The organism is Mesorhizobium terrae (assembly GCF_008727715.1).
Classification (GTDB): domain Bacteria; phylum Pseudomonadota; class Alphaproteobacteria; order Rhizobiales; family Rhizobiaceae; genus Mesorhizobium; species Mesorhizobium terrae.
This window is the reverse complement of the sequence record NZ_CP044218.1, coordinates 2,893,484-2,918,738: the sequence shown is the minus strand read 5'-3', so window position 1 is coordinate 2,918,738 and position 25,255 is coordinate 2,893,484. Positions and strand designations below refer to the sequence as shown.

Sequence of the window (25,255 nt, the reverse complement as noted above, 5' to 3'; positions counted from 1 at the left end):
CTGACCACCCTCTCGCAAAGTTTTATCCTGGCGGCGTTCCTCGCCTTCTGCCGTGTCGGCGCCTGCCTGATGCTGATGCCGGGCCTTTCCTCCATCCGGCTGCCGATGCAGATCCGCCTGTTCGCGGCGGTGGCCGTCACTGTCGGCCTGCTCGCCTTCCTGTGGGACAACATCTATCCCCATGTCGATATGCGGCCGGCCATCTTCGTGCCGATGATCTTTTCCGAGCTTCTGGTCGGCGCGCTGATCGGCACCCTGACCCGGCTCTACATGGAGGCGCTGCGTTTCATCGGTGCAGCGATCGCCATGCTGATCGGCTATGGCGGCGTCGGCGGTCCGGCCATCGAGGAGCCCGAACCGCAGGCGGCACTTGCCGCGTTGATCTCGTTCGCGGCGCTGATGCTCCTGTTCGCGCTCAACTTCCACCATGAGGTGATCCGCGCGCTGGTTGCGTCCTACAAGGTAGCGCCGGTCAACGTCTTCTTCAGCGGCCAGGCTTCGCTGGTCGATGTCACCGACACGCTTTCCGAGGCCTTCCTGCTGGTGCTGCGGCTGGGCAGCCCCTTCGTCGCCTACGCCATCCTGGTCAATCTGGCGATCGGCTTCGTCAACAAGCTGACGCCGCAGATCCCCATCTACTTCATCTCGCTGCCCTTCGTAATCGCCGGCGGCCTGATCCTGTTCTACTTCGCCGTGCCGACGCTGCTGTCGCTGTTCGGCGACGGCTTCATCGAAACGACGCTGGCAAGGTGAGGCGATGACAACGCGCAAGGACCGCCTGAAGAAGCTGGTGCAGGTGCAGGAACAGTTGCGAGCTCTGCACGAAATGCGCCGCGCCGGCTTCCTGGCGCAGGCGCAGACCGCCGAACAGGAAGCGGCGGAACTCGCCCAGCGTTTCGACGCGCCGGATTCGCTATCGACGCTGTTTCCCGAAATCTACCAGCAGCGCATCGCTGGGGCGCTGGCGCGGCGCGACCAAAATCTCGAAGGTGCACGCCTCGAGGCCGGAAGCCTCGCCACGGCCACCGCCCGCACCAACATGGTCGAGCGCGCCTATCGCGACGCACGGCGCCAGGATGAACGCCAGCGCTCTGATCGCGAGCGGCTCGATCTGATCGAGATGAAGCGCGGCAGCGACGGATGACAACGCCGGGGGCGCTTTTGCCTCGTAAGCCTGCGGCAAGCTTGTTCAGCCATCATCACTCAACCCGAAATCGGAAGAAGGTACAGCTTTGGCGATCTCCCCTCCCAGCGACATCGTACTGGACGTGGCCCGCGCCGCGGAGCCGATGGACGTCGAGGCCGCGCGCGCCGCGCTGACCAAGCGCGCCGGCGGTGCCAACGTCGCCTTCTCGCTTGGCGGCGACATGGCCTCGCGCCCCGCGGATCCACCGGCCGGCACCGACCGCAGCAAGGACTTCAAGCGCTTCGAAGCGATGGTGCTGCAGACCTTCATCCAGAACATGCTGCCCAAGGATAGCCAGAACGTCTACGGCAAGGGCCTGGCCGGCGACATGTGGAAATCGCAGCTGGCCGAACACCTCGCCAACGTCATGGCCGAGCGCGGCGGCATCGGCATCGCCCGCTCGATGCTGACCGACCACTATCGCGATGGCGAAAAGACCTTGCCGGTCGGAACCGTCTCCGGCGGGCCGGAAAAAGCAGCGATCGACGAGCAGAACCGGTTGTCGGATTCGCTCGTGCAGGAAATGCAGCGCCGCATGGTCCGCACGATGAGCGGTGATGCGACGCCCGTTGAAACAAAGTCCAAGGTTTAGGAACGATGATGGATCACTCGGAACACACTTCTGGCCTGGTTGCGCATTCCGACCTCAACGTGTCCAGGATCGGCAGCCTCAACGCCATCATCAATCGCATCGAGGAAGCGGTCGAGACCGAAACGGCGGCGATCCGCACCGACGTGAATTTCGATCTGAAGGCCTCGAATGCGCGCAAGAGCCGCTGCCTCTACGAGCTCAACCGCGTCATGAAGACCGTCACCCCCGAGGAGCTCGCCTCCGAGCATCAGGAAGGCCTGCTGCGCCTGCGCGGCAAGCTGGAACGCAACGAGGCGGCCCTTCTCGCTCACCTCAGCGCCGTCAGCGAGGTGGCGAACCTGATGAAGAGCGCCATCCAGTATGCCGAGACCGACGGCACCTATTCCGCCGGCGAATTCGGCTGGGCGCGTTCGTAACGGCCCCGTCCCATGATCAAGTTCGTCATCGCAGCGCTATGGATCGTCGCCGCCACCGTCGGCGCGGTCTTCTACGCCTTCCAGGCGGCCGGCGCGCGTGGCGACGATCCGCCACCGAAACCCTTGCTCGGCGGACTGGACTATGTCTCGACCGAGATCATCTCGGTGCCGCTGATCCGCAACTCGACCGTCGAGGGTTATTTCCTGACCAAGCTCGTCTACACGGTCGAGCCGAAAGAGATGGCCAAGCTGTCAGTACCGGCCGCAGCGCTGATCACCGACCAGGTCTATTCCTATCTCTACGCCAACCCGCAGATCGACTTCTCCAAGCAGGCGACGATCGATCTGGACAAGTTCCGCAATTCGATCCGCGACACCGTCAACGCCCGCGTCGGCATTGACCTGATCCACGAGGTCCTGGTCAATCAGGTCAACTATCTCAGCAAGGACGAAGTGCGCGACAACGCCATCAAGCGGCGCAGCGGCGCAGAACCGACGGAACCGGCGATGAACAAGGTTCCGCCGCCGACATCCGCGCACTGAGCTCCACGGATCAGTCCATTCTGGCGGCAAAATCGCTGGTGCGGTGAGCCCCATCGGCACGCCGCATTTGTCACCGAAATCACGTTGACGTAAACGTCAATCAAAGGCTATATGCGTGCTCGACGGCCGACAAGCTCGGGCGCGCAGGCGCTCGCCACCGGTCCGCACGGGTTCGGAACGGTCCGGACTGCACAACTGGCGCAAATGCGCCGTTAACAAGGGAGACAGTCATGGGCGTTCAGGAAATCGCAGATCAGCTCAAGTCCAAAGTTGCCAGCGCCGGCTTCGACAAGTCGGTGAAGTTCGATACCGGCGCCGACGGCGTCATCGTCATCGACGGCGCGACCGTTTCGACCACCGACGCCCCGACTGACTGCACCATCAAGCTCTCGCTCGACAATCTGGAATCGCTGCTTGCCGGCGACCTCAACCCGACCATGGCCTTCATGACCGGCAAGTTGAAGGTCGAGGGCGACATGACGGTCGCCATGGCGCTGAGCCAGCTCGTCGGCTGACCCGAAGACCATCGCCGAGATACTACCACGGCCTTGTCCTGGCGTATCGGCCAGAAATCAATGATAACGGCGGCAGATTGAGCTGAAAGCTACCTGCCGCCTTCAGGCCGCCACGATCCGCATTCCCGCCCGCTCGCCGGCCTTGCGCCCAGCGGCCTTCAGCGTACCGTGCGCGCCGTCCAGCGCGCCCTCCGCCAACTCCAACGCCAGGAAGCGGTCGCGCTCATAAGGGCCGGGCATCGCCAGGCGACCGGTCTTTTCAGCCGAGAAGCCGAAACGCCCGTAATAGGGTGCATCGCCGACCAAGAGCACGGCGCGATGGCCGAGCCTGCCGGCTTCAGTGATCGCCTGCCGCATCAGCGCCGAGCCGATGCCGGCGCTCTTCACCATCGGATCGACCGCAAGCGGACCGAGCAGCAGGGCTGGCGCACCACCCTCGCCCAGCCGCACATCCCAGAGCCGCACGGTGCCGACGATGGCACCGGTCTCGTTGCGGGCAACGAAAGCCAAGCCTTCGGACGGGCGGCGTCCGCGCCGCAGCTTTTCCGACGACTTGCGCTTACGGCCCGCGCCCATGGCGCGGTCGAGCAGCGCTTCGCGCGCGGCAGCGTCGGCGCCGTTCTCGGCGGTGATGATGAAGGCAGGCAGCGCTGCCGGGAGAATTTTGGCGATGTCCATTTCCGCGATCCTTCACGAGCGGAGGTGTTCCACAAGCGAACCCACCGCCGGCATTGCTGCCGGCGAGCGGGATGATCTGACGAGCTTTGCGCCCGTCAGATCACGTAGGATCGGAGAGGCTCGAAGCCGTTGAAGGCGACCGCCGAATAGGTGGTCGTATAGGCGCCGGTGCCTTCGATCAGCACCTCGTCGCCGATGGTCAGCGACAAAGGCAGCGGATACGGCGCCTTCTCGTACATCACGTCGGCCGAATCGCAGGTCGGTCCGGCGAGCACGCAGGGAGCCACCTCGCCACCGTCATGCGCGGTCACGATCGGGTAGCGGATCGCCTCGTCCATCGTCTCGGCGAGACCGCCGAACTTGCCGATGTCGAGATAGACCCAGCGCACATTGTCGTTGTCGGCCTTCTTCGAGATCAGCACGACTTCCGACTTGATGACGCCCGCATTGCCGACCATGCCGCGGCCCGGCTCGATGATGGTCTCCGGGATGTCGTTGCCGAAGTGCTTGCGCAGCGCGCCGAAGATCGCCTGGCCATAGGCCTGCGCCGCCGGCACATCCTTCAGGTAACGGGTCGGGAAGCCGCCGCCCATGTTGACCATCTTCAAGACGATGCCTTCCTCGGCAAGCGTCGCGAACACGCGCTTGGCATCGCCCAGCGCACGGTCCCAGGCGGTCAGGTCGGTCTGCTGCGAGCCGACATGGAACGACACGCCATAGGCGTCGAGGCCCAGCACCTTGGCGCGGCGCAGCACGTCGACCGCCATCGCCGGCACGCAACCGAACTTGCGCGACAACGGCCATTCGGCGCCTTCGCCGTCGGTCAGCACGCGGCAGAACACGCGCGCGGCCGGAGCGGCGCGGGCCACCTTTTCCACCTCTTCGACGCTGTCGACGGCGAACAGGCGGATGCCGAGCGCATAGGCCTTAGCGATATCGCGCTCCTTCTTGATGGTGTTGCCGAAGGAGATGCGGTCGGCGGGCGCGCCGGCGTCCATCGCCATCTCGGCCTCGGCAACCGACGCGGTGTCGAAAGACGAGCCCATCGCTGCGAGCAGGCGCAGGATTTCCGGCGCCGGGTTTGCCTTCACCGCGTAGTAGATCCGGGAATCGGGAAGCGCCTTCTCGAAGGCGCGGAAGTTATCGCGCACGACATCGAGGTCGACGACGAGGCAAGGGCCTTCGGGGCGTCGGGTGGCGAGGAAATCGAGTACACGTTGCGTAGCCATCGGAACCTCCATCGCACCAGGCGGTGCGTGCAAAGGTGCGGAACGCGGGCCTTCTGCCTCGCGAACACGCGGTCAAACAAAGGCGGGACGAAAATCCGATGGTACCAGCCGGTGGAGACCCCGGAACCATGGAAAGCCGTCTCGCGGCGATGGACCTAGCCTTGCCCGGCTATGATCCGCTTTGTCTGCCTTGGCTTGGATGGGAAATCCCAACCGCACTGCCGGCAATGAGGGTGTGCCTCTTCAGTAACCCCGGTCTATGGACAACCGGAAAACACCAGAAAGGCCCGCACCGTCGTTGCTTCAAGACGTCCTCGGATCGGCGGTTGGCCGCTGAACCGACCGGGCTCGTTACTTCCCGGGTACCGTCCCGATATCCTCGCCATTCGAGGGTCGGGGGACGCCCACAGGCACGTGCGACTTTGGGCAAGCGCGATATAGGCGCGCATGCTTTCACAATCAATTAAAATCGAACCCCGGCTTGAAAAAATTCGGCTGTCGAACGACTGTGGACGCACAGTATCCAGATATTGAACGATGCCCAGCCAGCGCGACCCCTTCAATGCCTTCCTCGATTTGCCACAAGTGGCTGTTTCCCATGCACAATCCGGCCCGCTAGCCGGCCTGTCCCTGGCCGTGAAGGACATTTTCGACGTCGCTGGCTACGTCACCGGCTGCGGCAATCCCGACAAGGGCGAAAACGGCGCAGCAGCGGCTAAAACGGCACCCACGGTGCGAAAACTGCTCGATGCCGGCGCGCGATTCGTCGCCAAGACACAGACCGACGAGCTCGCTTTCTCGCTGATGGGTCAGAACGCCCATTTTCCAAGGCCTGTGAACCCGGCCGCCCCCAACCGTGTCACTGGCGGGTCGTCCTCGGGCTCGGCAGCGGCCGTTGCCAGCGGTCTTGCCGACATCGCAACGGGCTCCGACACCGGCGGCTCGATCCGCGCGCCGGCAAGCTTCTGCGGCCTGATCGGACTGCGCACCACCCATGGCGCGATCTCGCTTGAAGGCACCATGCCGTTGGCGCCCAGTTTCGATACCTTCGGCTGGTTCGCACGGGACATCGGGACCTACGAGAAGGTGGCGGAGGTGCTATTTGGGAGAGAGGATGCGGTGAGCCTCGCTCACCCGCGCCCCTTCCGCCTCGCAGCCCTCAACGACCTGCTGCTGGGCAATGTGGAAGCGGCGGAATATCGCCGCATGATTGACGCCATCGCGCCAATCCTCGGCGAATCCAAGATCGCCCCTGCCCTCACCCACGACCTTGACGACCTCTACTGGTGCTTCCGCAAACTGCAGGCTTCCGAAGCCTGGGGTTCGCATGGCCGCTGGATCGAAGAGGGTGACCGCCGCCTCGGTCCGGGCGTCAAGGAGCGGTTTGCCTATGGCGCCAGCATCGACCAAGGTACCGTGACGACCGAAACCGCGTGCCGCGCCTCCTTCCGCGCCGAACTCGCCGACCGTCTCGGCGACGACGGCATCCTCGTCCTGCCGACCGTACCGGGCGCGGCACCGTTGGCAGCTTCGAGTTTCGACGAAACGCAGGCCTATCGCGAGCGTGCCTTGCATCTGCTTTGCCTGTCCGGGCTTTCCGGCTTCCCGCAGATCACGCTGCCGCTTGGAACCGTCGATGGCGCGCCATTCGGCATCTCGCTGCTCAGCCCGCAAGGCAGCGACCTCGCGCTTGTCCGGCTTGGGCGGCGTATTCTCGAAACAGCCGGAAAGGCCTGACGCGATGGACACTCTCACCCGCATGCGCGCCTTCATCGACGTGGTCGAGGCGGAGGGTTTTTCGGCCGCAGGTCGCAAGATCGGCCGTTCGAAGGCGCTGCTCTCCAAATATGTGCGCGAACTGGAAGACGAACTCGGCGCGCTCTTGCTCAATCGCACCACCCGTCAGTTCTCGCTGACCGAGGCCGGCCATACCTATTACAAACGCGCCTCCGAGATCGTGCGCGAGATCGACAGCCTGTCGGACGCGGTGCGCGACAGTTCCGGCGACGTGCGCGGCAGGATCAAGCTTTCGGCGCCGCGCACCATGGCGGACGCGGCGGTCGGTCAATCGATGATCGATTTCGCCAGGCAATATCCGGACGTCTCGCTGGAGGTGCATCTCGACGATCGCTTCGTCGACCTTGTCGAGGAAGGCTTCGACCTCGCCATCCGCATCACGCGGCTTGAAAACTCCTCGCTGATCGCCCGCAAGCTGGCGCCGTTTACGCTGAAACTCTGCGGTTCGCAGGAGCTGATCGCCAAATATGGCAAGCCGACCCGCCCTCAGGACCTGGCGCACATGCCCTGCGTGGTCGACACCAATGGCCGCTGGGCCTCCAACTGGCCGTTCCGTGGCGACGACGGCGACATCACCAGTGTTCCGATCAGCGGCCCGATGATGGTCAACAGCCCCATCACCACCCGCATGGCGGCCCTCGCCGGCCTGGGCTTTGCCCTGCTGCCGGATTTCGTCGCCGCACCGGAAATCAAGAGCGGCCGGCTGATCTCGCTGCTCGAGGACCGCATCGACTTCAACGGCGGCATTTTCGCGGTCTATCCGCACCGCCGCTACCTGCCGGCGAAGGTGCGTGTCTTCGTCGACTTCATGGTGCAGTGGTTCAAGACGCACGAAACGTCATAACATTTTCGTTAGCCCGGTCCCACTTTCGCCCGGTTTCTGGTAACCCTCGGGGCCATGCTCATCCGAAGGAATCGCCAGGGTCCATGAACGTCCGGGGACGAATAGCCACTACGGCCGCGGCCTTCGGCGCCTTGCTTACCGGCACGGTGCCGGCCATGGTCCACCCGCACGTCTTTGCCGAGGCCCGCCTCGACGTCGTGCTTTCCCCCGACCATCAGTCGATCGCGGCATTGCGCCACCTCTGGCGCTTCGACGAATTGTTCTCCTCGACGGTGCTGATGGAGTTCGACAAGAATTCCGACCTCAAGCTCGACGATGCCGAGCTGAAGGAAGTGGCCAACACCATTAAGGCGTCGCTGGCCGAGTACAATTATTTCCAGATGGTCACCGTCGACGGCAAGGACGTCAAGATGAAGGCGCCGGCCGACATCGTCGCCTCCTTCGACAACAACCAGCTCATCGTTCTGTTCGAAGACCAGCCGCAGCAACCACTCAGGCTGAAAGGCAAGATCGACCTCGGCGTCTACGATCCGACCTTCTATACCGCCATCGACTTCACCGACGATACCAACCTCTCGGTGAAGGACCTGCCTTCCTCCTGCAACCGCTCCGTCATCCGGCCGGACCCGGACCAGGCGATCGCCCAGAACCAGAAGACCCTGACGGAAGCGTTCTTCAACGATCCGACAGGCACGGACATGAGCAAGATCTTCGCGACCAAACTCGAGTTGAACTGTCGGCCAGAAGGGTAACCCCCCGTGACCAAGACGACGACACGCCTGATCTTCTGCCTGCTGGCGACGGCCTTCGTGACGGCGCAGCTGGCCGGCCACGCCCACGCGCAGAGCTCGCTGGGCATCGGCACCAATGACGCGATGGCGCCGAGCACCGGCCTGTTTTCCGGCTTCCTGACCTGGGTCAACTTGCGCCAGCAACAATTCTACCACGCGCTCGCCGACGCCATCAAAGCGATGCGCCAGGACGGTTCGAAACTCTGGCTGCTGATCGGCCTGTCCTTCGTCTACGGCATCTTCCATGCCGCCGGCCCTGGCCACGGCAAGGCCGTGATTTCCTCCTACATGCTGGCCAATGAAGTGGCGCTGAGGCGCGGCATCCTGCTCTCCTTCATCTCCGCCTTCCTGCAGGCGATCACCGCCATCGTGGTGATGCTGCTTGCCTATTTCGTGCTGCGCGGCACCTCGATCTCGATGACCGACACCGCCTGGTTCCTGGAGATCGCGTCTTACGCCTTCGTGACGGTCTTCGGCGCCTGGCTATTGTGGCGCAAGCTCGGCCCGGCGGTGAAGCGCTTGTTCGGCGCGGCACCCACCTACAGCCTGTCAGCCGCGCATGCCCATGCCGGCGGCCACAGCCATGCCGACCATGGTCATGCCCGCGCGGCACATTCGCATGACCATTCCGCCCACGACCATCATGACCACGGGCACGATCACCACGATCATGCCGGCCATGATCATCACCACCACGACCACCATCATCACGATCATGGCCCGGGCCAGGTCTGCGAGAGCTGCGGTCATTCGCATGCACCCGACCCGACCCTGCTCGCCGGCGACCGCTTCGACTGGCGCAGCGCCTGGACGGCGGTTGCCGCCGTCGGCATCAGGCCCTGCTCCGGCGCGCTGATCGTGCTGTCCTTCGCCTTCCTCAACGGCCTGTGGGCTGGCGGCATCCTGTCGGTGCTGGCGATGGCGGTGGGAACGGCGATCACCGTCTCCCTGCTCGCCACGCTGGCAGTGACGGCCAAGGACTGGGCCGTGATGCTGGCCGGCGACGGCCGTTTCGGCAACCGCGTCCATTCCGCCATCGAAATCGGCGGCGCGGCGATGGTGTTCCTGTTCGGCCTTATCCTGCTGACGGCCAGTCTGCGAGCTTAAGCGCTGTCTCCCCTTGCGGTGGAGAAAAACACCTACTCGCCCAGTTCATCCTCGATATGCGCATGGATGATAGCATCGAAACTGGTCTCCGCTTCGAAACCCAGTTCCCGTGCGCGGCGTGCCTCGAAGCGGGTCGGCCAGTTCTTGACGATCGCCCACACCGCCTCGTCCGGCGCCTCGCGGATCAGCGCGACCGCTTTTACACCGGCGACGCGGCCAAGCGCCTCGATCTGCTCGGCGACGCTGACCCCGACACCCGGCATGGTGATGTTGCGGCGCGGGCCTACGGTCGCGCCGTCGATCTCGGCGGCGCGGATCAGGAACCCGACCGCCGAGCGCGGGCTGGCATGGGTGTGCACCACCGAACGCGGCACCGGCAGCATCGCCTCGACGCCGTTCAGCGGCTCACGGATGATGCCGGAGAAGAAACCGGAAGCGGCCTTGTTCGGCTTGCCGGGCCTGACACAGATCGTCGGCAGGCGAATGCCGATGCCGTCGAAGAAGCCGCGTCGCGAATAGTCGGCCAGCAGCGCCTCGCCGACCAGTTTCTGCGTGCCGTAGGAGGTCAGCGGCGTGGCGTGGAAATCGTCGGGAATGACCGGCGGAAACGGTGCGCCGAACACGGCGATCGACGAGGTGAAGACGACGCGTGGATTGTAAGCCGCCACCCTGATCGCGTCGAACAGTGCTCTCGTGCCGTCGAGGTTGACCCGGTAGCCGAGGTCGAAATTGGCTTCCGCCTCCCCGGAGACGACACCGGCCAGATGGAAGACGATGTCTGGGCGCGTTCTCAAAAGCGCGTCGGCCGCGCCGGGCGCGGCAAGGTCGCCGGTGTGGATGGTGGTCGAAATGCCGGCCGCGACAGGCGTTTTCGGCGCCACGATATCATGCAGGTCTAGCGCTGCGATGCGCCTGCCGCGCAGCGCGCCGTCCTTCGCCAGTCGCGTCGTGAGCTTGCGGCCGATCATACCGGCCGCACCGGTGATCAGCACGCGCATATCAGTTTCCCTTTCGCCGCTGGGCGCGGCTGCGCAGCCAGAACACGAGGAAGAAGGCCGCCACGAACAGCACCGCGACAATGCCGGCCAGCACCGTCGAGATATTGCCGATCGCTAGCATGATCGTTGGAAGATAGAAGGCCGTCACGCCGAACAGAAGCATGATCGACAGCGCGGCGATGGCCGAGCGCTTGCTTTCGCGGTCCATGGTGGGTCCGATCCCGGGTCTCGGTTTCCGTTTGTCGACGTCTCGTTAGCACAGCCTGCCGTTCAATGCAGGTGCCTGGGCTGCGGTGAGACGCCACGCACGGCCTCTCGCGGGCGGCCGTCCTCGGCGCGGCGGTCGAATTCGATTTCCACGGTCGCATGGCTGATGTCGTGCCCGGCACGCAGGCGGCTTTTTATGGCGTCGACGGCGACATGCGCGTCCACGCCGTCCTTCAGGCTGGCATGCAGCGTCGCCATGTTGCGGGCCCCGTCGATGGACCACAAATGCACGTGATGAACCTCGCGCACGCCGGGCACATTGTCCTGGAGGTCGTTGACGATGGCGTCGCGGTCGAGTCCCGCCGGCGTTCCCTCCAGCAATACATGTGCGGCCGCCCGCATCAGGTTCCAGGCCGTCGACGGGATCAGAACGGCCACCAACACCGACAGGATGGGATCGATCGGCGTCCAGCCGGTTGCCAGGATCACCAGCGCCGCGACGATGGCGGCCAGCGATCCCAAAATATCGCCCAGCACATGCAGGAGCGCACCGCGCATGTTGAGGCTTCCGCGGTCGCCGCCATGCAGGATCACGAAGCCCGCGACATTGACAGCCAGGCCCAGCGCCGCGACCACAAGCATCGGCCCGCCGAGCACCGGTAGCGGCGCCTGGAAGCGCCGCCACGCCTCGTAGCAGATCCACAACGCCACCAGGAAGATTGCGAGGCCGTTGGTATAGGCGACCAGCGTCTTGACGCGGCCATAACCATAGGTGTGCCGGCCGTTGGCCGGCCTCTCGCCGAGATGGAAGGCGTACCAGGCGAGCCCCAGCGCGATTGCGTCGGTCAGCATGTGGCCGGCATCGGCAAGCAGCGCCAACGAACCGGTTAGCAGGCCGCCGATCACTTCGGCGACCATGAAACCACCGGTCAGAACCGCCGCGGCGAGAACGCGCTTCTTGTCGGCGGCACCAAGATCGTGCCCGCCTGCATCATGGTCTTGGCTGTACGAACCGTGGTCGTGCGAATGATCATATCCCATCAGCCAACCCTCTTGGCGGGGGAACTTAAATCAATTCATTTGGATATAGAAGCATTCCGCTGCCATCCAGCGGCCACTAATCTTCGACTTTAGTACAAGATATTCAGAAACCAGCCGGCTAAGGATAAAATTCAACTAAAAATCCCCTGCCCGCCCTATGGACCACGCTTTTCGCACCGAGTCATTTAAGTTCGGCTCAGCAGCCGTCAATGTGATCGGAACGCCTCCAGACGCCGCTTCTGCTGCCCGGCGGCGTCGAAATTGGCCGGGTCCAGCCAGGCTTCGTAAGCCTTCTTCAGCGCCGGCCATTCCTTGTCGATGATCGAGTACCACGCCGTATCGCGGTTCTCGCTCTTGACCACCAGATGCTGGCGGAAAATACCCTCGAAACTGAAGCCGAAGCGTTCCGCCGCCCGCTTTGACGGTTCGTTGTTGTTGTTGCACTTCCACTCGTAGCGGCGGTAGCCGAGCTCGTCGAAAGCATATTGGGCGAACAGGAACTGTGCCTCGGTCGCCGCCGGCTTGCGCGCGATCAGCGGCCCCCAATAGATGTTGCCGATCTCGATCACGCCAAAGGCGGGCTCTATGCGCATCAACGTCTGCCGGCCGGCGACCTTGCCGCTCGCCTTGTCGATCACCGCGAAAAACAGCGGGTCGCTACTGGCTTCCACCTTGTCCAGCCAGGGCTGGAACGCCGCCCGGCTTTCCGGCGGCACCTCGAACAGCCAGCGGAAGCGGCCGTCGGCGTCGGTCACCGAGGAGGCCTCGAACAGGCCGTCGCCGTGCCGCGCCGCGTCCAGCGGCTCCAGCCGCACATAACGGCCTTCCAGCACCTTGCGCTCCGGACGCGGGCGCGGCTGCCAGTTCTTCAGATCTTCGGACACCATTGGCTCCTTAACGTTTGACAGGGCTCGCGCACCCTTTCAAAAAACACGGATGCGCAACTAGCACCAGCTGGACCAACAAAATGATCCACACAATCCCTGCCTTCGATCGCCTCGGCGAGGAAAATGCCTTCGCGGTGCTCGCCCGCGCTACCGCGCTTGCCGGGCAGGGACGCGACATCGTCAATCTCGGCATCGGCCAACCGGATTTCCGCACGCCGGAACACATCGTCGAGGCCGCCATCAAGGCGCTGCGCGACGGCCACCATGGCTATACGCCGGCCACCGGCCTTGCCGCCACCCGCGAGGCGGTGGTGCGCCGCACGCTCGCCACCACCGGCGTCGAAGTCTCGCCCGACAACGTCATGATCCTTCCCGGCGGCAAGCCGACCATGTTCGCCGCCATCCTGATGTTCGGCGAAGCGGGCGCCGATATCCTCTATCCCGATCCCGGCTTTCCCATCTATCGCTCGATGATCGAATTCACCGGCGCCCGGCCGGTGCCGGTGCCGATCCGCGAGGAAAACGGTTTTGCCTTCTCCGCCGACGAAACGCTGGCGCTGATCACACCCACCACGCGCCTGCTCATCCTCAACTCGCCTGCCAATCCGACGGGCGGGGTGACGCCACGTACGGAGATCGAGAAGCTGGTGAAAGGGCTGGAACGGCACCCGCATGTCGCGATCCTCTCCGACGAGATCTACGACGTGATGACCTATGACGGCGAGCGACATTGTTCGCTGCTCACCTTCCCGGAAATCCGCGACCGGTTGATCGTGCTCAACGGCTGGTCGAAGACCTGGGCGATGACCGGTTGGCGCATGGGCTGGTCGATCTGGCCGAACGGCGACAAGGGCGCGCATCTCTACGACAAGGTGCGCAAGCTGGCGGTCAATTGCTGGTCCTGCGTCAACGCGCCCAGCCAATATGCCGGCATCGCCGCTATCGACGGCCCGCAGGACGAAGTCGCCGCCATGATGCGGGCCTTCGATCGCCGCCGCAAGCTGGTGGTGGAGGGCCTGAATGCCCTGCCCGGCATTTCCTGCATCACGCCGAAGGGCGCCTTCTACGCCTTCCCCAACATCTCCGGCACCGGCTGGAAAGCCAAGAAACTTGCCTCCGCGCTGCTGGAAGAGGCGGGCGTAGCTCTGATCGGCGGACCGGATTTCGGCGTGCTTGGCGAAGGCTACATGCGGCTTTCCTACGCCAACTCGGAAGACAACATCGCCCGTGCCCTGCAAAGGATCGGCGATTTCCTGATCGCGAACGCAAAGACGGGAGGCACCCCATGAGAGGTACAACCCTGTTCGGGCTGATATCGCTGGTGTTTCTCGTTGGCACGTTTCAGGTGTCGGCCGATGAGCCGATAAAAGCCTGCGGCGGCATAAGGGGCCTCTCCTGTAGTGCCAGCCAATTCTGCGAGTTTCCGGTCGAGACCCAATGTGGCCGCGCTGATCGCATGGGCATTTGCATGCAGAGGCCTGAGATTTGCACGGAGCAATATCAGCCGGTGTGCGGTTGCGACGGCAAGACCTACGGCAACGATTGCGCACGCCGCGCCGCAGGCGCTGCCAAGCTCAAGGATGGGGAGTGCTGAATACCGTCAGACCAATGGCGCTGCACTCATTCAACCAATCCCGGCACTGCCGGAAAGCCTATCACCCAAGAATTAGGTGCTTTGCACTTTAGTCAAGCGCAGCGCAACCTCAACGATAAGACGCACTGCCAACAACTGAAGCACTAAGGTCGCCGCACTCATTACCCCTCCAAAGGCGACGATCGATGCCGACGCACCGAGAACAGCTGGAGTTTTGGGAACAAGAAGAAGCCAAATAGTCGTACCCAACGACTCTAAAACAATTCTCATCGTGAAAATAACTAGTGCTAGCCTCCACAGAACGATTGCCAATTTCTCGACGTCTACGCGCTTTAAAACCCAAATATCCGAAAACTTGCTCATCGACACCCCCGACGTCAGACGACACTCTGGCAGAATTTCTGTACCAGGCCAATTTAGACCCGTTTTTATCCGCGGCGACGTTATCAGCCTCGCCCGACCAGCGGCATCTTGGTCGCCATCACCGTCATGAACAGCACGTTGGCGTCGAGCGGCAGGCCGGCCATATAGACCACGGCTTCGGCGACACGTTCGACATCCATCACCGCTTCCGCCGCGATAGTGCCATTGGCCTGAGGTACACCCACCGTCATCGGCACGGCCATTTCGGTCAGCGCATTGCCGATGTCGATCTGCCCGCAGGCGATGTCGAAGGGACGGCCGTCCAGCGCCAGCGTCTTGGTAAGGCCGGTGATCGCGTGCTTGGTCGCTGTATAGGGCACGGAGCCCGGTCGCGGCACCTGTGCCGAAACGGAGCCGTTGTTGATGATGCGCCCACCCATCGGCGTCTGCCGACGCATGGCGCCGAAGGCGGCGCGGGCGCACAGGAAGGAACCGGTCAGGTTGACGGCAACGATGTCGTTCCAGACCTCGACCGGGATTTCGTCGATCGGTGTCGATTTGTAACCCATGCCGGCATTGTTGAAGAGCAGGTCGACCCGTCCGAACGCATCCGTGGTCGTCTTGAACAGCGCCTCGACCTGGTCGGGCTTGGTGATGTCGCAGGCGACCGCCAGCGCCGCCGCCTTGGTCTTGCCGGCAGCCGCGATTGCGGGCTCGAGCACCGCCTTGCGCCGGCCGCAGAACACCGTGTTCCAGCCGTCCTTCAGCAAGGCTGTCGCAACGCTCTTGCCGATGCCGGTACCCGCGCCGGTGACGATTGCCGTGCCCTTGATTGTCATGCCGTCCTCCCCGGCGCATGCCCCCGAAAATCGGAACGGTTTTCGGACAGGATCGGGCGCCAACTTAAAGTGTTAGAGCGTCCTTTGGGCGAACGATAGGGTGCGGCGCTCAACAGAGACCGAGGCATGGCAAATGAATGCCGCCGTGGCAAGCCGCGGCGCGAGGATCAGAGGGATGGATGGAGATGGCCAACAAAAAGGGCGGTCATTGGCGACCGCCCAGTCTGAACCAGCTTGGGAGGAGGATAGCCGATCCGATGCTTAAAATGATGCGCCTGACTGGTTAACGAAAGATTAACGCAGCCGGCGCCGGTCAACCTTGCGCTGTCGCGTCAGCTTCCTACCACTTCGGATTGACGCCGACCGGCGCTTTTGCCGAGGCGACGGTCGCCTCGATATGATCGACCAGCGCGTCGGGCAGGCTGAGCCGTCCGGCCAGCATGTCGAGATAGCCACGCTCGGCGCGTGTGTCCGGGTCGATGGCGAGACGCGAGGCGGTGTAGAGCTCGATCTTCTGCGCCTCGGTCTTCGCGGCGGCAGCGAGCGCGTCGACATCCGTCGGCGCCGCCAGCGCATCCCGAAGGAAGTCGGTGGCCTCGGCGCCGAGGCCCGACAGGCCGACCTTGTCGATGATCTTGCCGCGCTCCGCCTCGTCGATACGGCCGTCCGCCTTGGCGGCGGCGATCATGGCGCGCACGATGGTCAGCGCGAATTCGGCCTCGCCCTGCGGCGCCTGAGCCGGATCGAAGCTGTCGCCGGCCGGCGGCGGCAACAATTCCGGCTCCCTGGCGACATCGGCCGGCTTCTGGCCGGCCTTGTAGTTCTGGTAGGCCTTGTAGGCCAGCCCGCCAATGGCGGCAAGACCGCCAAGCTTGACGGCCGTGCCGGTCACCTGACGCCCCGCGCCGGTGCCCAGAAGCACGGCAGCCAAGGCGCCGGCGGCCAGCGGATTGTCCTTGGCCATCTGAACGGCCTGGCCTGCCTTGTCGCGCACGGTTCCGGTGGCGCCGGGAACTTGCGAGCTCAGAAGATCGTCGAGCAGTTTCTTGGGGTCGAACATCAAGGGCTCCAGCTTGTCTCGGCGGTTTTCATCCGCAGAGGTAGGCGGGCGAAGGCAACATTACAATGACATCGGCGCCTTTCTTGCTGCGTCGCATGCGCATGGAAGGCCCCCCAAACGGGCTTTCGTGCCGCCGGCCAGATGCCGGGATCAACTGCCGATATGCCGGCGGTCGCCGCGCCGGGCGGCCAGTTCGACCTGGCGGTGGCGCTCGGCATAACGGGCGCGGTCGTCGTCGGAGCGCGCCTCATGGCAATGCGGACACGAGATGCCGGCCTTGTAATGAGGCGAAGCCCGCTCCTGCGGCGTCAGCGGATGCCGGCAGGCGCGGCACAGCTCAGCCTCGCCCTCGGCCAGCCCATGCGAGACGGAGACGCGCTCGTCAAAGACAAAACACTCGCCTTTCCAGAGACTTGCGTCTTCCGGTACGTCTTCGAGATATTTCAGGATGCCACCCTTGAGGTGGAAAACCTCGTCGAAACCGAGCGATTTCACATAGGCGGTCGCCTTCTCGCAGCGGATGCCGCCGGTGCAGAACATAGCGACCTTCTTACCTTCCAGCTCGGCGCTGTGGTCGCGCGCCCATTGCGGGAAATCGCGAAAACTCTTGGTTTGCGGATCGATCGCACCCTCGAAGGTGCCCAATGACACCTCGTAGTCGTTGCGGGTGTCGATGACGACGGTGCCCGGATCTGAGATCAGCGCGTTCCAGTCCTTGGCCTCGACATAGGTGCCGACAGCGCCGAGCGGGTCGATGTCCGAGACGCCCATGGTGACGATCTCGCGCTTAAGCCGCACTTTCATGCGATGGAACGGCATCTCGGCCGCTTCCGAATACTTGACCTCGAGCCCGGACAATTCCGCAATGGATTCAAGATGTTCGATGAGCGCCGCAATGGCCTCGGCGCTGCCGGCGACGGTGCCGTTGATGCCTTCATGCGCCAAAAGCAGCGTGCCCTTGATGCCGTGTCCGCAGCAGAAAGCGGCCAGCGGCGCGCGCAGCGCTTCGTGGTCGGCAAGCCTGGCGAAGCGGTAGAGCGCGGCGACGCGAACGGGTCTGGGCGGCGCGGATTGGTTCATCGGGCACGTCCGTACCCCCTCGCGCCTGTGGACACAAGCACGGGGTGGCGGCTCCGGTGCACAAAAAAGCGCCTGCCCGTTCAAGCCCTTGCGCGGCAGGGGCCGGATTCCGGCGCCCGAATTTATACACAGGCCCGCGAACGGTTCGAAAATCGGTCGAAAAATGGAGAACCGTCCGTCATGTTCGATGAAACCGTCAACACCGCAATCCGTCGCGCCGCCCGCGCCGCCGATCTCGACGCCGCAGCCCTGTTTGCTCTCGTCGAGGTGGAAAGCGGCGGCCGGTTTTTCACGAAAATGGACGGCAGGGCCGAACCGCCGATCCGCTTCGAGGGACACTATTTCGACCGCCGGCTGCAAGGGGCCTCCCGCGAGGCAGCACAGGCTGCCGGTCTCGCCTCTCCCGTCGCGGGAGCGGTCGCCAATCCGCGAACCCAGGCGGCGCGCTGGGCGCTGCTGACGCGGGCGGCGGCCATCGACCGCAAGGCCGCCTATGAATCGACCTCCTGGGGTGTCGGCCAGGTCATGGGCGCGCACTGGGCCTGGCTGGGGTTTGCGGACGTCGAGGCGCTGGTGGCCGAAGCGCGCTCCGGTATCGAGGGCCAGTTGCGGCTGATGCTGCGCTATGTCGACAAGGCCGGTCTGGCGCCGGCGCTGCGCAACCGCGACTGGACCGCTTTCGCGCGCGGCTATAACGGCCCCGGCTATCGCCGCAACGCCTATGACCGCAAGCTTGCCGCCGCCTACCGGCGCCATGCCGGCCTGGCCATCGGCACGTTTGAAGAACTGGACAAGGATGAGCCCCCGGCGCCGTCCGCCGATCCGCTCCACCGCCGCGTTCTCAACTGGCTCGGCCGACAGGTCGGTCGCTAAACGTCGGCTCCACACCGCCGGTCGATGGCAAACGCCAGGCTTAAGATTTTCCACCGGCTGACACTGGTTATCCGGCCGACCGACGCTATCCTTCAGGCCAAGCGCCGGTGTGGCCTCCTATCAGTGCGAAGCTACGTGGACTTGGACATGGCCCTCTGCTAGACAAATTTAAATCGGTTGAATTTTTGCCGGAAAACGGCGTCGGCGAGAAGCCGGGAACAACAAGCCAAGGACAACAGGAATGTCGAACAAGACCGCAAAGCTGCTTTCGCTGCTCGACGGCCAGCCGGTGATCCCGGTGATCAAGATCGCCGACGTCAAGGATGCCGTGCCGCTGGCGCGTGCCCTGGCGCGTGGCGGCCTGCCGGCCATCGAAATCACGCTGCGCACCGACGCGGCGCTCGACTCCATCCGCCGCGTGGCGGCCGAGGTCGAGGAGGCAGTGGTCGGCGCCGGCACCATCCTCAATGCCCGCCAGTTCGACGAGGCGGCCAAGGCCGGCTCGCGTTTCATCGTCAGCCCCGGCCTGACCCGGGAAGTGATCGCGGCCGCCAGCGGCAGCGACGTGCCGCTGCTGCCCGGCGTCATCACGCCGGGCGAAATCATGGCTGCCGCCGAGGCCGGGCTCGATTTCCTGAAATTCTTCCCGGCCGAACAGGCCGGCGGGGCCGCTTTCCTAAAATCGCTGGCTTCGCCCTTCGGCGGCATCCACTTCTGCCCGACCGGCGGCATCGGTGCAAACAACGCCAAGGACTATCTCGGCCTGCCGAACGTGATCTGCGTCGGCGGTTCCTGGGTGGCGCCCGACGAGATGGTCAAGGCCGGCGACTGGGCCGGCATCGAGGCGCTGGCGCGCGAAGCGAGCAAGCTGCGCAAGAAGTGACTTGTCCCTCCCCGCGTGGGAGATCAAAAACTAAGCCGCAAACAAAAACCGCGCCTCATGGGCGCGGTTTTTCGTTTTGGGAACCCACAGACTTACTTGGTCTGGAAGCGGGCCACCGAGAGGAACTTCACGGCGGTGCCGGTGAAGCGGCTGGCGTCGGTCGGCTGGCCGTCCGGCTGGAAGCCGGCGGTGTAGACCTCGCTCGGCGCCGAACGCACCAGATTGTAGGCCAGACGCGGCGCGGTGGTGGAATCCGTCACCTTGGCGATCTGCTCGTTGGCCTGCAGCGCCCAGCGCGCCGCCTTCGGCGCGGCCGGAAGCACCACGGACTTCGCGGTCGGCTTGGCATCCTGCACGTTGGCGCGGGCTTCCTTGCGCGTCGTCTTCACGCTGCCGCCCATGGCCGCGGCCGGATCGGAGCCGGCGGGACGGGCGGCGACGGCGCCACGCGGCGTGGCGGCATCGACGCCGGACGGATCGTTGAAGGCCGAACGCGGCGCCGGGCTCGGCGTGACGGCGGCGACCTGATAGGTGTCGGCGGCGGAGGACTGCTCCAGCACGGCCTTGACCGCGTCGGTACGCCCGCCGGGCGGTACCGCGAACGCGTCGGTGGCCGTCGGTCGCGAGCCCTTACCGGTGTCGGCAAGCGCCAGAAGCACCGCCTGCTGGTTGGGTTCGGCCTGGGCCGTCGCTGTTTCCGGTCGCCGGGTCGGAACCGGCACATTGGCGGCGACAGCCTGATCATCCGCGCTAGCGGCGGCAACCGGCTGCGGCGCATTGGCATCGGCCATGCCGAACGGCACGGTGTCAGGCGAAACAGGTGCCGCGGCGGCCACGACAGTCGGCTGCTCGGCCTGGCTGGTCGCGCTGGCGTCCGCCACGCCGAATGGAACGGTCTCGGGCGTCGGCGGCGTCTGCACGCCGACATCCGCCTTCGGACGCGGCGCCGCACCCGGCAGCGGCACGGAACGGGCCGGCAGCGCCGCGATGATCGTCTCCGGCGTTTCCTTCTTCGGCTCGTCGGCCAGCTGCGGCTCTTCCGGCGTTTCGGCCACGGCCGGAACGTCGGTGCGCTGCGCGTTCTCAGGCGAAACGATGGCGATGCCAGGCTTCGATGCCGCGGCCGGCTTCATCGCGGCCTTCGGCTTCGGCGCCGGCGTCATCGCGACATCGGCGGAATCGTCTTCCTCGTCCTCGCCGCCGCCAAAGAAGGCAGCCAGGAAGCCACCCGACTTGTGGGTGGTGCCGCCGGCGCTGGCCAGTTCGATATTCGGCGTGCCGTTGGACTTGCGCGCCTTGTAGGAGGCCATCGCCTGCTCGTAACCCGGCAGCGGGCGACCGTCGCTCGGCACATGCAGCGTCTTGCCGTTCGGGAACAGGCGCGCCAGTTCCTGGCGGCTGATGCCCGGCCAATGGCGCACATTGCCGACGTCCATGTGCACGAAAGGCGAGCCGGAGGTCGGATAGTAGCCGACGCCGCCGCCCTGCATCTTCAGGCCGATGTCGCGCAGCTTCTTCAGCGGCACGCCTTCGATGTAGAAGTCCATCGCGCGGCCAAGGATATGCTGGCTCTTCTCGGCGACGCCGCTGCGGCGGCTGCGCGATTTCAGCATGGCGTTGGTGGACGGCGCGCGATAGCCGCAGATGACCTGGATATAGCCGCGCGAACCGCTCTGGCGATAGGCTTCCCACACCAGATCCATCAGGCGCGGGTCCATCTTGGTCGGTTCGTTGCGACGCCAGTCGCGCAGGAAGAAGTTCAGCTTCTTGAGGCCGGCCTGATCATAGCGGCCGTTGCGCTTGAAGACGATTTCGTCGACTTCGCCGGTGTGCAGATTGCGCAGCTTGAGCGCGCGCACCTCGGCATGGGCGGCGCCAGCCGAGACGGCAAGCAGGCCAGCCGCCATCGTGGCGCCGGCAAGCCATTTCCGCCAGACGCTCAACGAGGATTGACGCCTGTTCTGGTGTCGTTCGATTCTGCTCAAATCAAAAGGCCTTGCAGACTGCCGTTTGTCCCCGGATTTGATCAAACGGGCATGGTGGATTCACACCCGATAATCGATCCTAATGGTTAATCGACACTTATTGAAGCCGAAATGCGGTAACACCGTGGCGATATCCCGCCCTAATTTCCGCAATTCGCTTCTTGGTAAACCACTGGTTTAAACGAGGAAACTCGCCCGAAGCTTGCGCGGGAATCAGGAGGCTATCTTTTCCGCCCGACCGGTTTCGGGATCAATGCCATATTCCTTGAGTTTTCTGTACAGCGTCGAGCGACCAATGCCAAGCCGCCGCGCCACCTCGCTCATCTGGCCATTGTAGTGGTCGATGGCAAGCCGGATCATCTCCAGTTCGACCGCCGCCAGCGAACGCACATCGCCACGATCGTCGAGCGCGGCCAGCGTGCCGAAGCGCTGTTCCAGGCGCGGCGGCAGGCTTGCGTGAGCAGGCATTTGCGGCACTGGCTCCACCGCCTCGTCGGCAAGGTCGGGCACCACGGACGGCGCGGCCGCTTCCAGCACCACGGTACCTTCGACCTGGGCACGGATCTGCGGGAATTCCTCCACCGTCAGCGTCTCGCCTTCGGCCAGAACCGAGGCGCGGTAGATGGCGTTTTCGAGCTGGCGGATGTTGCCCGGCCAGTCATAGGCCTGGAGCATGGCCAGCGCCGGTTCGGCGATCGACAGCCGGCGCTTCGGGCCGACCGGCGTGACCTTGTCCATGAAATGCCGGACCAGGAAGGGGATGTCCTCCTTACGGCGGCGCAGCGGCGGCACCATGATCGGGAAGACATTGAGGCGATAGAACAAATCCTCGCGGAAGCCGCCATCCTTGACCTGCTGCAACAGGTCGCGGTGAGTGGCCGAGATCAGCCGGATATCGACCTTGACCGTGGCGCGGGCGCCGACCGGGTCGACCTCGCCCTCCTGCACGGCACGCAGGAGTTTTACTTGCACATCGAGCGGCAGGTCGCCGATCTCGTCGAGGAACAGCGTGCCCGAATGCGCCTCGACGAACTTGCCCGCATGTTTTTCGGAAGCGCCGGTGAAGGAACCCTTCTCGTGGCCGAACAGGATCGATTCGACCAGATTGGCGGGGATGGCGCCGCAATTGACGGTGACGAAGGGTTTCGAGCGACGGTCGCCGCTGCCCTGGATGGCGCGCGCCACCATTTCCTTGCCGACGCCCGATTCGCCCTCGATGAGGATCGGGATGGACGAAGCCGCCGCCTTCTGGCCGAGCCGGATGACGCGCTCCATCGCAGCACTTCGCGTGGCGAGGTCCTTGAAGGAGAGTGTCTGGCCGGCGCGGCGCGCGGTGCGCTTCACCGCCACCTCGACCTCCTCGACCTTGAGCGCGCTGGCGATTGCCGCCTGCAGGCGCTCCGGCGAGGCCGGCTTGACGACGAAGTCGAAAGCGCCGTGGCGCATCGCCTTCACCACCGTTTCGATGCCGCCTTGCGCGGTCTGCACGATGACCGGGATGCGGATGTCGCGCTCGCGCATTGCCTTGAGTACGGCGATACCGTCCATGCCGGGCATGGCGAGGTCGAGCACCACGACCGACACGTCGCGGGCGCCCGGCCCATCCATCGCCGCCAGCCCGGCCTCGCCGCCATCGGCGGTGAGCGCCGAATGGCCGAAACGGCTGAGCGCGGCCTCCACCAGCCTGCGCTGGACCGGATCGTCGTCGACGATGAGGATGGAACCTGTCATGAGTGTCGCGATTTCCCCGTCGCCATCGCTTGTGCCCTATGGATCATCTTGGCACAGGGTTCTAAATAAGCTTTCAAAAAAGCCGGTGAACGAATTGCTTAGGATTTGACCGGCCCGCGCGGCATTTTCCGGAAGGTGTTGAAATGCAAACGTTTTTTGACCGGCTTCATGCGCCGGCCCAAATCGGCCGCAAGGCAGCCGAACTCGGCAATCTGCCCGAATGGAACCTGGCCGACCTCTACGCCGGCATGAACGCGCCGGAACTGAAGCGCGACATCGACAAGGCCGGCGCCGATGCCGCCGCCTTCGAGGACCGCTGGAAGGGCACCTTGGCGGCCGAAGCCGCGCACGGCGCCGACGGCAAGCTCGGCGAGGCGCTGAAATCCTATGAAGCGCTGGAAGAGCTGATCGGCAGGATCGTCTCCTATGCCGGGCTGGTCTATGCCGGCGACACCTCCGACCCGCAGCGCGCCAAGCTTTACGGCGACGTCCAGGAGAAGATGACGGATGCCTCCTCGCATCTCCTGTTCTTCGGGCTGGAGCTGAACCTGGTGGACGACGCGGCGATCGAGCAGGCGCTCGCCGCCGACCCGGAATTCGGCCACTACCGACCCTGGGTGCTCGACCTCAGGATGGACAAGCCCTACCAGCTCGAGGACCGCATCGAGCAATTGTTCCACGAAAAGTCGGTGACCGGGCGCGGCGCCTGGAACCGGCTGTTCGACGAGACGATGACGGAGCTGCGCTTCGACATCGATGGCGAACAGCTGGCGCTGGAGCCGACGCTCAACCGGCTGCAGGACGCAGACGGCGCGGTGCGCCGCCAGGCTTCCGAGGCGCTGGCCGCGACCTTCGCCAAGAACCTTCGCACCTTCACGCTGATCACCAACACACTGGCCAAGGACAAGGAAATCTCCGACCGCTGGCGCGGCTTCCAGGACATCGCCGATTCACGCCACCTCGCCAATCGCGTCGAGCGCGGCGTCGTGGATGCGCTGGCGAGCGCCGTTCGCGACGCCTATCCGCGCCTGTCGCACCGCTATTATCGCATGAAGGCGCGCTGGCTCGGCATGGACGAGATGAACCACTGGGACCGCAACGCGCCGCTGCCCGAAACGCCGCAAGCGACGATACCGTGGGACGAAGCCAGGAACACCGTTCTGTCAGCCTATCACCGCTTCTCGCCGGAGATGGCCGATATTGCGCGCCGCTTCTTCGACCGCAACTGGATCGACGCGCCCGTGCGGCCCGGCAAGTCGCCCGGCGCCTTCGCCCATCCGACGGTGCCGTCGGCGCATCCCTATGTTTTGTTGAACTATATGGGCAAGCCGCGCGACGTGATGACGCTGGCGCACGAACTCGGCCATGGCGTGCATCAGGTGCTGGCCGGCGGCCAGGGCGCGCTGATGGCTTCAACCCCGCTGACCTTGGCCGAGACCGCCTCGGTGTTCGGCGAGATGCTGACCTTCCGTTCCCTGCTCGACAAAACCGAGGACCGGCGCGAACGCAAGGCCATGCTCGCCCAGAAGGTCGAGGACATGATCAACACGGTGGTGCGCCAGATCGCCTTCTACGAATTCGAGCGCAAGGTGCACACCGAGCGCAAGAACGGCGAGCTGACCTCCGACCAGCTCGGCAAGTTCTGGCTGGAGGTGCAGGCGGAAAGCCTGGGCCCAGCGATCAAGCTGCGCGAGGGCTACGAGACCTTCTGGGCCTACATCCCGCACTTCATCCATTCGCCGTTCTACGTCTATGCCTATGCCTTCGGCGACTGCCTGGTGAACTCGCTCTACGCCGTCTACCAGAACGCCGAACGCGGCTTCCAGGAGAAGTATTTCGACATGCTGCGCGCCGGCGGCACCAAGCATCATTCCGAGCTGTTGAAACCGTTCGGATTGGATGCCTCGGACCCGGCCTTCTGGCAGATCGGGCTTGGCATCATCTCCAACCTGATCGACGAACTGGAAGCGCTGGATTAGGACGGCTTACCCCCCTTTGCGGGGAGGGGCGATCCGC

The 25,255-nt window shown here is 64.5% G+C and carries 27 protein-coding genes; 15 read left to right on the top strand and 12 right to left on the bottom strand.

Features of this window, described 5'->3' with window-relative positions:
* The 6 genes from fliR (at window position 1) to FZF13_RS15380 (ending at window position 3,252) form a co-directional block, all read left to right on the top strand.
* Entirely contained in the window at window positions 1–753 is a 753-nt protein-coding gene (gene fliR, locus FZF13_RS15405; protein ID WP_024925803.1) for a flagellar biosynthetic protein FliR, read from the top strand.
* 4 nt (window positions 754–757) lie between these two features.
* The gene (locus tag FZF13_RS15400) at window positions 758–1,144 is read left to right on the top strand and encodes a hypothetical protein (protein ID WP_024925804.1); all 387 of its coding nucleotides are present in this window, start codon (window positions 758–760) and stop codon (window positions 1,142–1,144) included.
* A gap of 88 nt (window positions 1,145–1,232) precedes the next feature.
* On the top strand, window positions 1,233–1,778 hold the full coding sequence (locus tag FZF13_RS15395; RefSeq protein WP_024925805.1) for a rod-binding protein: 546 nt from the start codon (window positions 1,233–1,235) through the stop codon (window positions 1,776–1,778).
* Window positions 1,779–1,783: 5 nt separating this feature from the next.
* Window positions 1,784–2,194 carry a hypothetical protein gene (locus tag FZF13_RS15390; RefSeq protein ID WP_024925806.1) on the top strand — a complete coding sequence of 137 codons (411 nt, stop codon included), beginning with the start codon at window positions 1,784–1,786 and terminating at the stop codon, window positions 2,192–2,194.
* Between the two features lie 12 nt (window positions 2,195–2,206).
* The gene (locus tag FZF13_RS15385; RefSeq protein WP_024925807.1) at window positions 2,207–2,737 is read left to right on the top strand and encodes a hypothetical protein; all 531 of its coding nucleotides are present in this window, start codon (window positions 2,207–2,209) and stop codon (window positions 2,735–2,737) included.
* Between the two features lie 230 nt (window positions 2,738–2,967).
* On the top strand, window positions 2,968–3,252 hold the full coding sequence (locus FZF13_RS15380) for an SCP2 sterol-binding domain-containing protein (protein ID WP_024925808.1): 285 nt from the start codon (window positions 2,968–2,970) through the stop codon (window positions 3,250–3,252).
* 102 nt (window positions 3,253–3,354) lie between these two features.
* On the opposite strand, the gene FZF13_RS15375 is transcribed toward FZF13_RS15380, so the two are convergent.
* Together FZF13_RS15375 and odc2 are read right to left on the bottom strand one after the other, a co-directional pair.
* The gene (locus FZF13_RS15375; protein ID WP_024925809.1) at window positions 3,355–3,930 is read right to left on the bottom strand and encodes a GNAT family N-acetyltransferase; all 576 of its coding nucleotides are present in this window, start codon (window positions 3,928–3,930) and stop codon (window positions 3,355–3,357) included.
* A gap of 95 nt (window positions 3,931–4,025) precedes the next feature.
* On the bottom strand, window positions 4,026–5,159 hold the full coding sequence (gene odc2, locus FZF13_RS15370; protein WP_024925810.1) for an ornithine/lysine decarboxylase: 1,134 nt from the start codon (window positions 5,157–5,159) through the stop codon (window positions 4,026–4,028).
* A 537-nt stretch (window positions 5,160–5,696) separates the two neighbouring features.
* Between odc2 and FZF13_RS15365 the strand changes: the two genes are divergently transcribed.
* From FZF13_RS15365 to FZF13_RS15350, 4 genes are all read left to right on the top strand, one after another.
* On the top strand, window positions 5,697–6,896 hold the full coding sequence (locus FZF13_RS15365; protein ID WP_024925811.1) for an amidase: 1,200 nt from the start codon (window positions 5,697–5,699) through the stop codon (window positions 6,894–6,896).
* A gap of 4 nt (window positions 6,897–6,900) precedes the next feature.
* A complete protein-coding gene (locus FZF13_RS15360; RefSeq protein ID WP_024925812.1) occupies window positions 6,901–7,800 on the top strand; it encodes a LysR family transcriptional regulator in 900 nt (299 codons plus the stop codon).
* An 83-nt stretch (window positions 7,801–7,883) separates the two neighbouring features.
* On the top strand, window positions 7,884–8,552 hold the full coding sequence (locus FZF13_RS15355; RefSeq protein WP_024925813.1) for a DUF1007 family protein: 669 nt from the start codon (window positions 7,884–7,886) through the stop codon (window positions 8,550–8,552).
* 6 nt (window positions 8,553–8,558) lie between these two features.
* A complete protein-coding gene (locus FZF13_RS15350) occupies window positions 8,559–9,698 on the top strand; it encodes a nickel/cobalt transporter (protein ID WP_024925814.1) in 1,140 nt (379 codons plus the stop codon).
* A gap of 32 nt (window positions 9,699–9,730) precedes the next feature.
* Here FZF13_RS15350 and denD read toward each other — a convergent pair whose 3' ends face one another.
* The 4 genes from denD to FZF13_RS15330 all read right to left on the bottom strand — a co-directional run bounded on the left by denD (window position 9,731) and on the right by FZF13_RS15330 (window position 12,828).
* A complete protein-coding gene (gene denD / locus FZF13_RS15345) occupies window positions 9,731–10,696 on the bottom strand; it encodes a D-erythronate dehydrogenase (protein ID WP_024925815.1) in 966 nt (321 codons plus the stop codon).
* Window position 10,697: 1 nt separating this feature from the next.
* Window positions 10,698–10,904 (bottom strand): hypothetical protein, encoded by a 207-nt coding sequence (locus FZF13_RS15340; protein WP_024925816.1) that lies wholly within the window; start codon window positions 10,902–10,904, stop codon window positions 10,698–10,700.
* Between the two features lie 62 nt (window positions 10,905–10,966).
* Entirely contained in the window at window positions 10,967–11,944 is a 978-nt protein-coding gene (locus FZF13_RS15335; protein ID WP_150978956.1) for a cation diffusion facilitator family transporter, read from the bottom strand.
* Window positions 11,945–12,150: 206 nt separating this feature from the next.
* Window positions 12,151–12,828 carry a GNAT family N-acetyltransferase gene (locus FZF13_RS15330; protein WP_024925818.1) on the bottom strand — a complete coding sequence of 226 codons (678 nt, stop codon included), beginning with the start codon at window positions 12,826–12,828 and terminating at the stop codon, window positions 12,151–12,153.
* Between the two features lie 83 nt (window positions 12,829–12,911).
* Here FZF13_RS15330 and FZF13_RS15325 point away from each other — a divergent pair, with 83 nt between their 5' ends.
* Window positions 12,912–14,120, top strand: a complete 1,209-nt coding sequence (locus FZF13_RS15325; protein ID WP_024925819.1) for a pyridoxal phosphate-dependent aminotransferase — start codon at window positions 12,912–12,914, stop codon at window positions 14,118–14,120.
* Window positions 14,117–14,425, top strand: a complete 309-nt coding sequence (locus FZF13_RS15320; RefSeq protein ID WP_024925820.1) for a Kazal-type serine protease inhibitor family protein — start codon at window positions 14,117–14,119, stop codon at window positions 14,423–14,425. The genes FZF13_RS15325 and FZF13_RS15320 overlap by 4 nt, the downstream gene beginning before the upstream one ends.
* A 72-nt stretch (window positions 14,426–14,497) precedes the next feature.
* On the opposite strand, the gene FZF13_RS15315 is transcribed toward FZF13_RS15320, so the two are convergent.
* The 4 genes from FZF13_RS15315 to trhO all read right to left on the bottom strand — a co-directional run bounded on the left by FZF13_RS15315 (window position 14,498) and on the right by trhO (window position 17,767).
* Complete coding sequence (locus FZF13_RS15315; RefSeq protein WP_024925821.1) at window positions 14,498–14,788, bottom strand: hypothetical protein; 291 nt, start codon at window positions 14,786–14,788, stop codon at window positions 14,498–14,500.
* Between the two features lie 83 nt (window positions 14,789–14,871).
* Window positions 14,872–15,627: an SDR family oxidoreductase gene (locus tag FZF13_RS15310; RefSeq protein WP_024925822.1), complete on the bottom strand. Its 756-nt coding sequence runs from the start codon at window positions 15,625–15,627 to the stop codon at window positions 14,872–14,874.
* A gap of 340 nt (window positions 15,628–15,967) precedes the next feature.
* A complete protein-coding gene (locus tag FZF13_RS15305; protein ID WP_024925823.1) occupies window positions 15,968–16,687 on the bottom strand; it encodes a tellurite resistance TerB family protein in 720 nt (239 codons plus the stop codon).
* A gap of 150 nt (window positions 16,688–16,837) precedes the next feature.
* Entirely contained in the window at window positions 16,838–17,767 is a 930-nt protein-coding gene (trhO, locus tag FZF13_RS15300) for an oxygen-dependent tRNA uridine(34) hydroxylase TrhO (protein WP_024925824.1), read from the bottom strand.
* Between the two features lie 180 nt (window positions 17,768–17,947).
* Here trhO and FZF13_RS15295 point away from each other — a divergent pair, with 180 nt between their 5' ends.
* Both FZF13_RS15295 and FZF13_RS15290 read left to right on the top strand, forming a co-directional pair.
* Complete coding sequence (locus FZF13_RS15295) at window positions 17,948–18,640, top strand: N-acetylmuramidase family protein (protein WP_024925825.1); 693 nt, start codon at window positions 17,948–17,950, stop codon at window positions 18,638–18,640.
* Window positions 18,641–18,881: 241 nt separating this feature from the next.
* Window positions 18,882–19,523, top strand: a complete 642-nt coding sequence (locus FZF13_RS15290; RefSeq protein ID WP_024925826.1) for a 2-dehydro-3-deoxy-phosphogluconate aldolase — start codon at window positions 18,882–18,884, stop codon at window positions 19,521–19,523.
* 92 nt (window positions 19,524–19,615) lie between these two features.
* On the opposite strand, the gene FZF13_RS15285 is transcribed toward FZF13_RS15290, so the two are convergent.
* Both FZF13_RS15285 and FZF13_RS15280 read right to left on the bottom strand, forming a co-directional pair.
* Window positions 19,616–21,466, bottom strand: coding sequence for a peptidoglycan L,D-endopeptidase MepK (locus FZF13_RS15285; protein WP_024925827.1), 1,851 nt, complete (start codon window positions 21,464–21,466; stop codon window positions 19,616–19,618).
* 255 nt (window positions 21,467–21,721) lie between these two features.
* A complete protein-coding gene (locus FZF13_RS15280) occupies window positions 21,722–23,239 on the bottom strand; it encodes a sigma-54-dependent transcriptional regulator (RefSeq protein WP_024925828.1) in 1,518 nt (505 codons plus the stop codon).
* A 143-nt stretch (window positions 23,240–23,382) separates the two neighbouring features.
* Here FZF13_RS15280 and FZF13_RS15275 point away from each other — a divergent pair, with 143 nt between their 5' ends.
* Complete coding sequence (locus FZF13_RS15275) at window positions 23,383–25,218, top strand: M3 family oligoendopeptidase (protein ID WP_024925829.1); 1,836 nt, start codon at window positions 23,383–23,385, stop codon at window positions 25,216–25,218.
* Window positions 25,219–25,255 lie beyond the last annotated feature (37 nt).